Origin of the sequence: Lelliottia sp. 7254-16, from assembly GCF_002922995.1 — a bacterium.
In the GTDB taxonomy this organism is placed as follows: domain Bacteria; phylum Pseudomonadota; class Gammaproteobacteria; order Enterobacterales; family Enterobacteriaceae; genus Enterobacter; species Enterobacter jeotgali.
Window position 1 is genome coordinate 255,003 of the sequence record NZ_PQVS01000002.1, and the last position, 13,867, is coordinate 268,869.

Annotated in this window: 13 protein-coding genes; 8 read left to right on the forward strand and 5 right to left on the reverse strand. The window is 56.8% G+C overall.

Features of this window, described 5'->3' with window-relative positions; all coding sequences use genetic code 11:
• Positions 1-329: 329 nt before the first annotated feature.
• The 5 genes from C3708_RS04045 to C3708_RS04065 are packed head-to-tail and all read left to right on the forward strand — an operon-like array spanning position 330 to position 5,015.
• Positions 330-1,142, forward strand: coding sequence for an ABC transporter ATP-binding protein (locus C3708_RS04045; protein WP_103946983.1), 813 nt, complete (start codon positions 330-332; stop codon positions 1,140-1,142).
• Positions 1,139-2,122 carry an iron ABC transporter permease gene (locus tag C3708_RS04050; RefSeq protein ID WP_103946982.1) on the forward strand — a complete coding sequence of 328 codons (984 nt, stop codon included), beginning with the start codon at positions 1,139-1,141 and terminating at the stop codon, positions 2,120-2,122. Before C3708_RS04045 ends, C3708_RS04050 begins: the two co-directional genes overlap by 4 nt.
• Complete coding sequence (locus C3708_RS04055) at positions 2,119-3,171, forward strand: iron ABC transporter permease (protein WP_095283392.1); 1,053 nt, start codon at positions 2,119-2,121, stop codon at positions 3,169-3,171. The genes C3708_RS04050 and C3708_RS04055 overlap by 4 nt, the downstream gene beginning before the upstream one ends.
• A 12-nt stretch (positions 3,172-3,183) precedes the next feature.
• Positions 3,184-4,131: an iron-siderophore ABC transporter substrate-binding protein gene (locus C3708_RS04060; protein WP_095283391.1), complete on the forward strand. Its 948-nt coding sequence runs from the start codon at positions 3,184-3,186 to the stop codon at positions 4,129-4,131.
• Positions 4,128-5,015: a MurR/RpiR family transcriptional regulator gene (locus tag C3708_RS04065; RefSeq protein ID WP_103946981.1), complete on the forward strand. Its 888-nt coding sequence runs from the start codon at positions 4,128-4,130 to the stop codon at positions 5,013-5,015. Before C3708_RS04060 ends, C3708_RS04065 begins: the two co-directional genes overlap by 4 nt.
• A gap of 181 nt (positions 5,016-5,196) precedes the next feature.
• Here the strand turns inward: C3708_RS04065 and C3708_RS04070 are convergent, their stop codons facing one another.
• Positions 5,197-6,036 (reverse strand): AraC family transcriptional regulator, encoded by an 840-nt coding sequence (locus tag C3708_RS04070; RefSeq protein ID WP_095283389.1) that lies wholly within the window; start codon positions 6,034-6,036, stop codon positions 5,197-5,199.
• 166 nt (positions 6,037-6,202) lie between these two features.
• Between C3708_RS04070 and C3708_RS04075 the strand changes: the two genes are divergently transcribed.
• From C3708_RS04075 to C3708_RS04085, 3 genes are read left to right on the forward strand one after another with little or no spacing between them, the layout of a single operon-like run.
• A complete protein-coding gene (locus C3708_RS04075) occupies positions 6,203-8,020 on the forward strand; it encodes a DUF2264 domain-containing protein (RefSeq protein WP_103948930.1) in 1,818 nt (605 codons plus the stop codon).
• Positions 8,021-8,053: 33 nt separating this feature from the next.
• Positions 8,054-9,319 (forward strand): oligosaccharide MFS transporter, encoded by a 1,266-nt coding sequence (locus C3708_RS04080; RefSeq protein WP_103948114.1) that lies wholly within the window; start codon positions 8,054-8,056, stop codon positions 9,317-9,319.
• A gap of 28 nt (positions 9,320-9,347) precedes the next feature.
• Positions 9,348-10,535, forward strand: coding sequence for a glycoside hydrolase family 88 protein (locus C3708_RS04085; RefSeq protein WP_103948883.1), 1,188 nt, complete (start codon positions 9,348-9,350; stop codon positions 10,533-10,535).
• Positions 10,536-10,681: 146 nt separating this feature from the next.
• Here the strand turns inward: C3708_RS04085 and C3708_RS04090 are convergent, their stop codons facing one another.
• The 4 genes from C3708_RS04090 to qseB all read right to left on the reverse strand — a co-directional run bounded on the left by C3708_RS04090 (position 10,682) and on the right by qseB (position 13,844).
• Complete coding sequence (locus tag C3708_RS04090) at positions 10,682-10,996, reverse strand: putative quinol monooxygenase (RefSeq protein WP_103948116.1); 315 nt, start codon at positions 10,994-10,996, stop codon at positions 10,682-10,684.
• A 154-nt stretch (positions 10,997-11,150) separates the two neighbouring features.
• The gene (locus C3708_RS04095) at positions 11,151-11,732 is read right to left on the reverse strand and encodes an NAD(P)H-dependent oxidoreductase (RefSeq protein WP_103948117.1); all 582 of its coding nucleotides are present in this window, start codon (positions 11,730-11,732) and stop codon (positions 11,151-11,153) included.
• 106 nt (positions 11,733-11,838) lie between these two features.
• On the reverse strand, positions 11,839-13,188 hold the full coding sequence (gene qseC, locus C3708_RS04100; protein WP_103948118.1) for a quorum sensing histidine kinase QseC: 1,350 nt from the start codon (positions 13,186-13,188) through the stop codon (positions 11,839-11,841).
• Entirely contained in the window at positions 13,185-13,844 is a 660-nt protein-coding gene (gene qseB, locus C3708_RS04105; RefSeq protein WP_095283383.1) for a quorum sensing response regulator transcription factor QseB, read from the reverse strand. Before qseB ends, qseC begins: the two co-directional genes overlap by 4 nt.
• Between the last annotated feature and the right edge of the window lie 23 nt (positions 13,845-13,867).

Genomic DNA, 13,867 nt, shown 5'->3' on the forward strand with positions numbered 1-13,867 from the left:
GTCATTGCCCGTAAAGCGCTACCCGTTTGCCAGTGCGGTATCGGGTATGTAATTGAGAATCATTCAATCATGCGGCAATGTAGTAGTAAATGGAAAAAAGCAAAATTCGACTACAGTAAAAAAACGCCAGATTCACGTGCGCGTTTAAAACGTTAATGTCATGAAAATAGGTAATTATTTTCATTTTTTCTTGAGGTGGTACAGACCATTAATCCCTGGTTTTTTTAGGGTGTTTATCCCCTTGACTACTACATAGCACAGCGGCAAACTCACAAAAGAGAATGAGATTTATTTTTATTTATTCGTAATTTGATTAAGTTGGCGTACACGTGGCTCAAAACGCGACAAAGCCGGAGCTGGTTCTTGAAAACCTCTCTGCTGGCTACCAGAAAAAAATCATCGTCGATGATATTTCCCTCACTATTCCATCTGAAAAAATGACCGTGCTGGTTGGGGCCAACGGCTGCGGGAAATCGACGCTGCTCAGTACAATGGCGCGCCTGCTGCACCCGATGGGTGGCGCGGTATTGCTCAATGGCACAGCCATTCACCACCAGCCGACCAAAGCGGTCTCGCGTGAACTCGGCATTTTGCCGCAATCGCCGCTGCTGCCCGAAGGGCTGACGGTGTTTGAGCTGGTGTCGCGCGGGCGTTTTCCGTGGCAGAACTTTATGCGCCAGTGGACCGACGCCGACGAGCAGGCAGTGGAAGAAGCGCTGCGTCTGACGGGCACGCAAGAATTTGCGCATCTGTCCGTTGAAAGTCTTTCCGGTGGTCAGCGTCAGCGCTGCTGGATTGCGATGGCGCTGGCCCAGCAGACGCCGACCATTCTGCTGGATGAACCGACCACGTTCCTCGATCTGCGCTATCAGGTGGAGATTCTCGAACTGCTGCACGATCTGACTCGCCATCACGGGCGCACCGTCGTCGTCGTACTCCATGATCTCAATTTTGCAGTGAACTACGGCGATACGCTGGTCTTCTTACGCGAAGGCAAAGTGGAGGGCGTGCTGCACGAGGGCGACGTCTGCACGGCTGAACTGATCAAAACCGTCTTCGACGTGGACGTGCAGATATCAGTCAACCCGATGACCGGCAAACCGTTTTTCATGCCGTTTCGCCGCAGTAGTGGGAAACTATGATGCGCGCAGGTCTGGCTTCCGTCGTTTTTCTGGCGCTGCTGCTGATGGGCGCAATCATTCATTTGGGCCTCGGTGCGCGCTTTATTCCCCCGTCTACCGTGGTGCAGGCGTTTCTGGCGTTTGACCCGCGCAACTTCGATCACAACGTAATTATCAACCTGCGCCTGCTGCGTCTGGCGGCGGCGCTCATTACCGGCGCGGCGCTCGGCGTAGCGGGCGTGCTGTTGCAGGCGGTGATCCGCAATCCGCTGGGCGAACCGCATATTCTCGGCTTAAACGCTGGCGCCGCGCTGGCGGTAGTCATCACCAGCGCGCTCGGGCTGGCGCTGCCGTTTGGGCGACCGCTGATCGCGGCGGCAGGTGCGGCAACGTTGTTCCTGCTGGTGCTCACCCTGTCGTCTGCCGGACGCACCGGCCTGACGCCGATGAAAGTGACGCTCTGCGGCGTGGCGATGTCGGCGTTTGCCTCGTCCATCACCGCGGCAGTACTGATCCTCGATGAACAAACTCTGCTGGCGATGCGCACCTGGCTGGCGGGGGATCTGGCGGGATTAAGCTGGGCGACGACGCAACATGCCGCCTGGGTGGCTGCTGCAGGATTTGCATTCTCCCTGTGGATCGCACCTTCTTTAAACATGCTGGCGCTCGGCGATCGCATGGCCCAGGGGCTGGGCGTGTCGATTGTGCGCACGCGGATACTCGCCCTGATCGCCATCGCGTTACTGTGCGGCGCAGCGGTGTCGATTGCCGGGCCGATTGGTTTTATCGGTCTGGTGGTCCCGCAGATTATCCGCCGTCTGGTATCGGTGGATTTACGCGTCATGGTGCCGCTCTGTGCCTGCTGCGGTGCACTGGTGCTTTTGCTGGCAGATATCGCGGCGCGCACGCTGTTTACGCCGCACGAACTGGCTACCGGCGTAATGACCGCACTGGTCGGCGCGCCGGTGTTTATCCTGATGGCCGCGAGGATGTTCCGATGAGCCGGGCTGTTTTACGCGCCGAACTGCGCCCGCTGCGTTGCGGACAATTTTCCACATTAATCCGCCCCAAAGCGCTGGGCTGGTTAGCCGTATTAACCCTGTTGATCTTCTCGCTGCTGGTACTGGGCCTGACGCACGGCACACTTCCCGTTCCGACGTCTGATGTGGCACGTGCGCTGTTTTATCCCGATGCGTTGAGCGCCGACGCCCGTTTCATCGTGCAGGACATCCGTCTGCCGCGCCTGCTGATGGCGCTGCTCTGCGGGGCGATGCTCGGCATGGCGGGGGCGGCGATGCAGTCCATCACCCGCAACGGGCTGGCCGATCCCGGTCTTATCGGGGTGAAAGAGGGCTGTAGCGTGGCGGTGTTGCTGCTGATTTTCCAGTTTCCGACGCTTTCCGTTCTCTGGCGTCCGGTGGTGGGGATGGCGGGCGGTTTGCTGACAGCGCTGCTGGTGATATGGCTTGCCCGCGACATTTCCCGTCCGCGCTTTATTTTGATTGGCATTGGCGTGTCGTGGACCTTCGCCGCCGGAATGGGGGTTTTCATGACCACGGCGGACGTGCGAGACGTGCAAACCGCGCTGCTGTGGCTCGCCGGGAGCCTGCACGCAGCAAACTGGACGCTGGTTGGCGTGGCGGCGGGCTGGGCGCTCCCCGCGTTTGCGCTGCTGCTGTTTACGGCCCGCGCGGCGGATGTCGCGCTACTCGGGAATCACACCGCGACCGGGCTGGGCGTGCGGACCTCGCGTCTGGCGTTGCTGCGCGTACTGGCCCCGGTATTACTGACGGCGGCCTGCGTGTCGTGCGTCGGGAGCATTGGTTTTGTCGGTTTGATTGCGCCGCATATGGCGCGTTTTCTGCTGCGAGGGGGGCAGACTACGCTGCTGGTGGGCAGCGCGGCGCTGGGTGCGCTGCTGGTTTTGCTCGCGGATAACATTGGTCGGCTGGCGTTTCTGCCGCTGCAACTGCCTGCGGGTATTGTTATCTCGCTGATTGGCGGTCCGTTTTTCCTGGTGCTGCTCTGGGCGCGCCGGGACCGGTTTTAAAAGGGGAATGAAATGCGCGTTATGTTTTTGATGCTGCTGCTGGCGGGGTTTTCCGCGAGCGCAGCGGAACCGGTTCAGACGTTTACCGATGATTTAGGGCGCACGGTGACGGTGCCTCTGCACCCGAAACGCATCGTGTCGCTGCACGATCTCGATATTACCATTCCGCTGATCGAACTGGGCGTCCCGCCGGTGGCGAGTCACGGACGTACGCGCCCGGACGGCAGCCATTTTATCCGCTCCGGTGGGCTGCTGACGGGGGTGGATTTCGATAATTCGTCTATCCAGTTTATCGGCACGGCGGATATTGATATTGAAGCCATCGCCGCCGCCAAGCCGGATCTGATCATCACCGAGCCGACCCGCAGCACGCCGGTTTCGCAGTTAGAGAAAATCGCGCCGACGGTAAGCATCGATCATCTTGACGGCGGTGCGCCGGAAATCTACCGCAAGCTGGCGCAGCTGACCGGCACGCAGGAGCGGCTCAAGATCCTTGAGCGTCGCTATCAGGATCAGATCGCCGCGCTAAAAGCGACGATCGAGACGAAGAAAACGAGCGTCTCGGTGATCCAGGCTAATCAGGGCAAGATCACGGTGATGCACAGCTATCACTCCCTGGGCCGCGTGCTGCGCGACGCCGGATTCACCTTCCCGCCTCTTATCGACAATATTCCCGAAGGTGGCCGCATTGACGTCAGCGCCGAACGCCTGCCTGAGCTGGATGCGGATTTCGTCTTTGCCACCTGGCGCGGCGACACGGGCGGCAAACCGCAGGACGAGCTGGCGGCGATGGAGGCCGTCATGCCCGGCTGGTGCCAATTCCTCAACGCCTGTCGCACCGGACATTACGTGCTGATTTCACGCGAGGAGGCGATCTCCAACTCCTTCGCCTCGCTGGGGTTAATGGCCGCGCAGATCCAGTCACAAATCGCCGGTCGTCCGTTACCGGAGGTGAAATGAACAGAAAAGACAAATCTCGCGTAGATGTCTACGGGGAGCGTTTTCGCGCTCGCGCACATCAGCTCACGCCGCGCCTGCTGCTGGTCGCCAGTTACATCAATGACAATCGTGAAGCAGTGATGGAGCAAACGGCGATGGAAATCGCTGCGCTGCTTAAAACCTCCGATGCGACGGTGGTACGCGCTATTCAGGCGTTGGGTTTTGCCGGTTTACGCGATTTGAAACAGACGCTGGAGCACTGGTTTGGACCGACGCTCAGTTCCAGCGAGAAGATCACCACCACCGTGAAGGCGCTGACCAGCGACGTCAATTCAAGTATCGATTTTGTGCTGGAAGGGCATCAGCACACCTGCGAGATATTATCGGAACCACAGAACCGTTACGCGTTGGCGCAGGCGGTGGCGCTGCTGGGCGAGGCGCGCCAGGTGGCGATTTTTGGTATTGGCGCGTCGGGGATTCTGGCGGAATATACCGCGCGATTGTTTAGCCGTATTGGCCTGCCAGCGATGGCCCTGAATCGCACAGGGATTAACCTCGCTGAGCAGCTGATTGAGCTCCAGCGCGGGGATGTACTGGTGATGATGGCGCAAAAATCCGCGCACCGGGAAGGACAAACTACCCTGCGTGAGGCCCGCCGTTTAGGTATTCCGACCATTCTGCTGACCAACGCTGTCGATTCGCGATTCAGCAAAGAGGCGAGCGTGGTGATCCACGTTCCGCGCGGTAACGAGAAGGGTAAAATCCCGCTGCACGGCACGGTGATGCTGTGTCTGGAGATGATTGTATTATCGGTAGCCTCCACCGCGCCGCAGCGCACGATTAAGTCCATGAAACGCATCAACGAGTTTCACCGCGGATTAAAACCGGGGAAGAAAAGTGCTTAAATCAGCCCGGTTTTGTAGGCCCGTGCAAGCGCAGCGCCGCCGGGCAAAAATGCCGGGTGGCGGCGTTGCCTTACCCGGCCTACAAGGTCAATGCAAAACGGCAACAGGGTTGCCGTTTTTAATGTGTTCTCCCTCTCCCGTGGGAGAGGGCCGGGGTGAGGGCACCAGACCGCACCCAACTTCAACCGCCCGAATGATTCTTCCGGTACTGCAACGGCGTCTCACCGATCCCCTTCCTGAACGCGCTGATAAAATACGTCACATCCGAAAACCCGACCCGCGCACCGATATCCCGCACACTCTCGTCGCTGTGCAGCAGGCATTCGCAGGCCTTTCGCAGCCTCAGCGTATTCAGGTAATCGTGAATTTTCTCGCCCGTCTCCGAGTGGAATTTACGTGAAACGTAGCTGCGGGATTTACCCAGCTCAAGCGCCAGCGCGTCGAGGCTAAATTTAACCTGATAGTTCTCATCCAGCCAGAACATCACCTGGCTGGCGATGCCGTGGCTGCTGCCGGGTGCGCCATCGCTGTCGTCCGGCAGCATGGCAAATAAACTGATCAGCAGGCTGGCGACGCTTTCGCTGTTCATCGGCGGCTGATAGCAGTTCAGCAGATGATTAATATGAACCTGACTTTGCGCCACATCGGCTACCCACGCGGGCCCGCCGCGCCGCGCCAGCTTTTGTAATCGCTGCTGCGCCTGCGGGAAATCACGTAGCACTTTCAGCACTGCGTGGTGATCGAGGTGAATAATAGTGCGCCGATAAATCGCCTCGGCCTGCTCATCAACCATCACTTTGTGCAGCGTAAACGGCGGGAAGAAAAACATCCGTCCGGGGCGCATGGTGTAGTGGCGATTATCGACGATCGCCACGCCAAAACCCTCTTCGACATACAGAATTTCCAGACACTGATGCCAGTGGTGATAGCGCACGGTATTGGCGAACAGGCGGCTGAACGACACAATGGTATCGTTGAGGGTGATCAGCTCCAGATGGTCAGATTTTGGCGTGTCGCGCATAGTGCAATAAAACTCAACTTTTACCCGTCTCTTCCCCGTTATAAACCACCTTTTTAAATTTTCTCAACTTCGGGTTTATTCATCTCTCTTCCCTGTGACACGGCTAACATTTCTGGGGGTTATGGATTCACTATTCTTTGCCGCAGATGATTACGAGGACGAGCGTATGTGGGCGGCAAATAAAGAAACATCAAATCCGTTGTCTACCCGCCAGGATGTGGTGGCGGAATTAAATACCCTGTTAGGCGCGCTGGATAAACAGTTTACGCCGGGCAGTTCACGCATTTCACTGGGTGATACGTGTGCACACTACGCGACGGATATTGCGCAGATGGAGGGGCTGTCGCGCGCGTTGTGGGGCCTGTTTCCGCTGCTGGCTTCTGGCGACAGCACGCCCTATAGCGAGAAATACATCACCGCGATTAAGCAGGGCACCGATCCGCACAGTGCAGGCTACTGGGGCGAAACCGCGCCTTACGATCAGCGTCTGGTGGAGATGGCTGCCTATGGACTCGGGCTGGCGCTGCTGCAAAACCGGCTCACAGATCTGTTCAGCGAGCGCGAGGTGCAAAATCTGCACGCGTGGCTGAATCAAATCACCGATGCCCAGATGCCGGACAGCAACTGGAACTATTTTGCCATTATGGTCCAGCTCGGTTTTAAACGCGCCGGATTGCCGTTCGATCAATCTGCTATCGATCACCGCTTTGCGCTGATGGACGCCTACTATCTGGGCGACGGCTGGTATTCCGATGGCGTGGGCCGTCCGAAAGACTATTACATCTCGATGGCGTTTCACTTTTACGGCCTGATCTACGCCACTCTGAGCGGCGACGAGGAGAGGGCGGCTGTGCTGCGCGACCGCGCACGCCAGTTTGCTGATGATTTCATTTATATGTCCGCCGCCGACGGAGCCTCGATTCCGTTTGGCCGCAGCCTGACCTACCGCTTTGCGATGGTCGCTTTCTGGAGCGCGGTGGCATTTTCTGGGCTGGATGTGTTCACGCCAGGCATCGTCAAAGGCATCATTTTGCGCCATCTGCGCTGGTGGCAGCATCAGCCAATCCTCGATCGCGACGGTATTCTGACGCTCGGTTTTGCCTATCCGAATCTGGCGATGTGCGAGGACTACAACTCACCGGGGTCGCCGTACTGGGCACTGAAAACCTACCTGATCCTGGCGCTGGATGAGGGAAGTCCGTTCTGGCAGGCAGAGGAACAGCCGTTGCCGAAACGCGCGGAAAAACACCTGATCCCCAACGCGCAGCAGATAGTTATCCACACCGACGATTCGCAGCACGTCACGCTGCTTACCGCCGGACAGCTTGAGCTAAATAACTACGTCAACACCGAGGCGAAATACACCAAATTTGCCTACTCCAGCCGCTTTGGTTTCACCATTGAGCGTGGGCGCTACGGCATCAAACACGCGGCCTGCGACTCGATGCTGCTGCTCTCTGACGCGGATAATTACTTTCGCGGTCGTCGCGATTGTGAGGAAGTACGCGTCGATGAAAACTTCATTTTCTCGCGCTGGTCGCCGTGGCACGACGTGCATATCGATACCTGGCTGGTACCGTTTGGCGAGTGGCATCTGCGCCTGCATCGCGTGGATAGCGCCCGCAGATTGCAAACGGTGGAGGGCGGATTTGCGGTGATCAAAACAGAGCATCGCTTGCAGGAGCGCAGGGCTGTGTTGAATGCCCAGAACGGCAGCAGCGTGATTGTCGACCTCTCGCCAGCGATGGCGCGCCAGCCCGACAGCATCGTCACCCCGCCAAACAGCAGCGTGATGTTTGCAGAGTGCGCGTCGATTCCTGTGCTCATGACTGAAATCCCGGTCGGGGAAAGCTGGCTCTGCTGCGCCGTCACCGCTTCCGGGGAACAGAAAAACTACACGGTCTCCCCGCAGCTGCATATCAACAATAACCAGGTCGTGATTAACGAACCGGGAAGCGAACGTCAGTTGTCGTTCTTTATATAAACACTCTGGACCCTACAAGTTGGCGAGGATTCTATGAAAATCAGCTCAACGAATAAAACCGAATATTACAAAATCAGTACCTTTATTTTTCTCTATTTCTTTACCTGGTCGGCCAGTATTGGCCTGCTGGCTATCTGGCTCGGCCAAAAAGCGAATCTCAGCGGTTCGGTGATTGGTACCGTATTTGCGGTGAACGGCGTGTTCTCCGTTATCCTGAAACCGATTTATGGTTATATTCTCGATAAAATCGGCATGAGCAAATATCTGCTCTATTTTGTCGTCGCGATGTCGGCATTGATGGCTCCGTTCTTTATTTATGTCTATCAGCCGTTACTCATGTCTAACACGATGCTTGGGATTATTATTGGTGCGCTCTATTTAAGCTTCGCCTGGTATGCGGGCGTGGCGGCGTGCGAATCCTATTCCGACCGCTTTAGCCGCCTTAACGGTATGGAGTTCGGCCAGATCCGCATGTGGGGATCGCTCGGTTGGGCGGTGGCGTCGTCGTTCTCCGGCCTGCTGTTTAACCTCTCTCCGGCGTACAACTTCATTATGGGCAGCGTGGCGTCGGTTATCATGCTGATCGTCTTGCTGAACCTGAAAGTGAACACTAACTCCGTCCATGCGGGTGAGGTGCTGACCAAAGAGAAAATTGCGCCATCAGACGTTTACGCGCTGCTGCGTAACCGCAAATTTTGGGCCTTCTGTCTGTATGTGGCGGGCGTGGCGTGGATGATGTTTATCGCCGAACAACAATTCTCGCGCTACTTCGTGACCTTCTTCGACGATGTACATCAAGGCAACGCGGTATTTGGCTATCTGGGCACCGTGCAGTCGGGGATGGAATTCCTGATGTATATGGTTATTCCGCTATTCGTTAACTTTATTGGTGCCAAACGCGGGTTATTAATTGTCGGATTAGTGGTCGGCGCACGCCTGATTATTTCCGGGATGTGCGATTCGCATCTGTTAATTTCGATTCTCAAACCACTATACGGTCTGGAAATCTGCCTCCTGCTGGTGTCGGTCTTTAAATATATCGCCGAACATTTCGATAAACGCGTGAACGCCACCATGTATTTATTAGGCTATCAGGCGATGCTGTATGTCGGGAACGTGGTGGTCTCTTCACCAGCTGGATATATGTATGACCGCATTGGCTTCGAACAGACCTATATCATCATGGGCGTCACAGCGCTGACCTTTACGATTATTTCTGCCTTTACCTTATCTGCCTGTCAAAGCAAATGGCGCGGTAATCAGGCAATAAACGTCGCAGAACAACATCCATCACGCTAATTTTTGATGTCAAAGAAGGAACCGAAATATGTTAAATCGTATCGCAGAGGAACGCCTGTCCGATATTCCTGTACCCGTTGATGCGCGTGCGTTCAGGGATGAATTAAGCTCGGCGCGGGATCATGTCCTCGAACTGATTAGCCGTCATTTAACGGAGTTCGGTGAAAAATTCCCGGCGGAAACCTGTGAGGATGGGTTCTACCCGCTGACGGAAAACGTCGAGTGGACTACCAGCTTCTGGACCGGACAGCTGTGGCTGGCGTGGGAGATGAGCGGCGACGAAAAATTCCGCCAGCTTGCCGAGAAAAATGTGCGCTCGTTTGGCCTGCGCATCGCCGGGCGCAACGACACCAATACTCACGATTTGGGCTTTCTGTATACCCTGTCGTGCGTGGCGGCCTGGCGTCTGACCGGCAACCGTGAAGCGCGCGGTTTCTCGCTGCTGGCCGCCGAAGCCTTACTGGAACGCTTCCATGAGAAGGCGAAAATCATTCAGGCGTGGGGCGATCTTTCTGACCCGGAACAGGCCGGGCGGATGATCATCGACTGCAACATGAACCTGCCGCTGCTCTACTGGGCAACGGAGCAGACTGGCGATCCGCGCTTTGCTGAGGCGGCTAAAGCGCACGTGATGCAGGCGGCGACCTATCTAATTCGTGAGGATGCCTCGACGTTCCATACTTACTACATGGACGTGAAAACCGGCGCGCCGCGCTACGGCAATACGCAGCAGGGTTATGCGGACGACTCATGCTGGTCGCGCGGCCAGGCGTGGGGGATTTACGGTTTTCTGCTGAGCTACATCTACACCGGTGACGAGACGATGATTGCCCTGTCGAAACGGCTGGCGAACTACTTCCTCAACCGTCTGCCGGAGGATTATGTCTGCCACTGGGATTTGGCGCTGGTGGGCACCGATGCGCTGCGCGATTCGTCGTCAGCGGCGATTGCAGTGTGCGGTTTGCTGGAACTGGTGAAGCACCTGCCGGTGACCGATCCGGATCGCGAGCGTTATCTGGAGTGGGCGAAAGGGATGATGTCGTCGTTGACCCGCCACTATCTGATGGGCAAAGAGGAGAAGGGCAACGGGCTGCTGAAGCACTCGGTTTACCATCTGGCGAGCAATAAAGGGGTGGATGAGTGTGCCAGCTGGGGGGATTATTTCTACGTTGAGGCGCTGGTACGGTTTACGCAGAGCTGGAAGTTGTACTGGTAATAAAAAGCCCGGTGGCGCTTCGCTTACCGGGCCTACACATGTGCGGTCTATGTTGCCCGGTGGCGCTGCGCTTACCGGGCCTACGGGTCAGGGTTGGGTTTTGTAGGCCGGGTAAACGCAGTGCCACCCGGCAAAGTCCACGAAACTTAAACCCCTTGCTCCAGAATACGGATATGCGTTTCCAGAACGTTCCCTTTCACCGCTTCACTCCACGCTTTCATGTGCGGGGTTTGCAGATGCGCTTCCAGGTGTGCCACGGTTTCCCACAGTTCAACCATGATGATCGAATCGGGTGCGGTGGTCTGGAAGCTCACGCCAGCGGCGGTGTCGACCATCGGCGCATAGCCGTGGCAGCCTTCTTCTTTCAGCACGGTCGGGATAATCTTCGCAAATTCATCCAGCACCGCCTGACGGTGATGTTGGCCTGGACGCGTACGGATTTCAGCAATGACAGTAAGCATGGTTAACTCCTTCTATACCCGGCATACTTCAAGCCGCAGCTGCGTTGGCTGCGTTCACTCACCCGAATCACTCACTTATGTAAGCTCATCGGGACTCGCTCGCTTGCCGCCTTGCTGCAACTCGAATTATTTGGGTCTAATTTTGAATTACCAGTTAAGCAAAAATCTCAGCCAGATGCTTGCGATATTCTGCGATATAGCGCGGCACGTCCGGCATTTTAATCACGTCGTTGACGATGAAGGTCGGCAATGGCTCCAGCGCCAGGAACTGGTTGGCTTTGTGGAACGGCAGATAAGCACCGTCTACACCCACGCCGTGGAAGAACTGATCTTCATCGGTGAAGGCATCCAGCGGGGCGTTCCAGGTCAGTGACAGCATGTATTTTTTGCCGTGCAGCAGACCGCCGGAACCGTACTTTTTGGAGGCGTCGGAACGGGTGCGGCCATCGCTGGCGTACAGTGAACCGTGACCTTCGGTGAAGACATCATCCATGTACTTTTTGACGGTCCACGGTGCGCCCATCCACCAGCCTGGCATCTGCCAGACAATCACGTCGGCCCACAGGAAGTTCTGCACTTCAGCCTGAATGTCGTAATCGCTATCGGCACGCACAACCTTAACATCATGCCCGGCGTCGCGCAGGAAACCATCCGCGACCTCGGTCAGGGTGTCATTCAGTTGACCATTGGAGTGGGCGAATTTTTTCGCACCGTTGATAATCAGAATGTTGCTCATTATTTGTCCTCAGACTGGCGAGTTTGGCCGTCATGTTACCCGTAATAACGGTGCGGAAAAATGAGCAAAATGTGCAAAGTCTTTTGCTCATAGGGCAATAATCGAACTACCAACTCACCTTCGCTTCAAACCCGCCTTCGTGCGCATTCGCAAGCGTTAACCGCATTCTGTGTAGCGTTGCGATGCGTTTGACGATCGACAACCCCAGTCCGCTACCGGTCTGTTCCTGGCCCGGCGGACGATAAAAACGCTCGCCGATCCGCGCCAAATCAGCGGCAGAAATTCCCGGTCCGTTGTCGCGTACGGTAAAACTCTGCGCATCCAGGGTGACATCCACCTGGCTGCCGTGCGGGCTGTAGCGCACGGCATTATCCAGCAGGTTGCGCACCAGCAGGCTCAGTAAAAGCGGCTGACCGGAACGCACAACCTGCGGCGCGTTGATGTTCAGGCGCAGTTCGATGCCCGCCTGCTGCGCCGGGTGGTAAATATCCATCACCGCCGATTGCAGCAGATCGGCGAGATTAATAGGCTCAATATCATCGAGATTTTCCAGCGAATCGAGCCGCGACAACGTCAGGAGCTGATCCACCAGCCGCGAGGCGCGATCGATGCCAGCGTGTAATTGTTTGAGCGCTTTTTCCTGAGCCTGTGGATCGTCCATCGACAGCTGCGCCACGTCGGTCTGCACTTTCAGGGCCGCCAGTGGACTGCGCAGCTCATGGGCGGCATCCGAGGTAAAGCGTCGCTCGCGCGTCATCATCTCCTGAGTGCGTTCGAAAAGATGGTTCAGGGCGTCGAGCAATGGGCGCACTTCCGTCGGTAGTCCTTCAGTTCCAAGCCGGTCAGTCGCGTCAGGCGAACGCTGTCGTAACGCCAGCGCGAGGTTTTTCAGCGGGCGCAGTTCGCGGGCGAGTAACACGATCAGCAACAGCAGCATCAGCGGAAGAGCGACCAGCCACGGAGTGAGCTGAGAGGTCACAATATCCAGCGCCATCTCCTGGCGGTATTCCCACTCCTGGCCGACCACAATCCGGTATTTGCCATTCGGCGCACTCAGCCACAGAAAGCGCCACTCGTCGTTATCGTCTTTTATGCGGCCGTTATCAAAACCATCGCGGCGATAGTGATACGGAATATCACGGCCATTTTCGCCGTCGTTGAGCAGCATTTTCCCGTCGGCGGAGTAGATGGCAAAAGCCAGCGCATCGTCATCCAGATGCCCGTGTTTGGCTTTTTTGGGCACGTCGGCCATTCGCACCGGTGCGTTGAGCTCGTTGAGATCCATCGTCATCAGCCGTTTGGCAAACAGCATCTGCTGAGTGTCGAACAACTTATCGAGCTTGTGGGTCGTTTGCTGCCAGGCGACGAGGCTTGCCGCCAGCCAGGCGCCGACGGACAGCACGAGGAAAAGCAGCGTCAGACGCAGCTTCAGGCTAAGGCGTTGAGTCAGTTTCATGCATCACCCAGGGTATAACCGATGCCGTGCACGGTGCGGATAAAATGGCTGCCGAGCTTGCGGCGTAAATGGTGGACGTGGACTTCGACGGCGTTGCTGGAGACGTCGTCGTCCCAGGTGTAGAGTTTTTCTTCGATCAGTTTGCGCGGCAAAACGCGGCCCGCGTTACGCATTAGCAGCTCCAGCAGGGCGAACTCTTTTGGCTTGAGAGGCAGCGTTTCGCCATTCAATGTGGCGACCAGGCTGACCGGGTCCAGCGTCACATTGCCGTGGCGTAACTCGCTGCGGGCCATGCCGTGCGTGCGACGGACCAACGCTTCAAGCCGTGCTGCCACTTCGACCAGAGCAAAAGGTTTGCACAGATAGTCATCCGCACCGAGACGCAAACCTTCGACGCGTTGATCGAGGGCATCGCGCGCGGTGAGGATCAGCACCGGTTCGCTGCGTCCGTTTTCGCGCCATTCGCGCAAAATTTCCAGACCATCCATCCCCGGCAACGTGAGGTCGAGCACTACTGCATCGAAAGGGGCGGTATAGAGCGCGGCTTTCCCGGTACCGCCGTCAGTGAACCAGTCAACGCTAAAGCCCATTTTGCTGAGGCCCGCTTTGATGCCGTCGCCAATCATCCTGTCGTCTTCTACCAGTAAAATGCGCATGTTCCCTCCTTGATGCTGCGAGA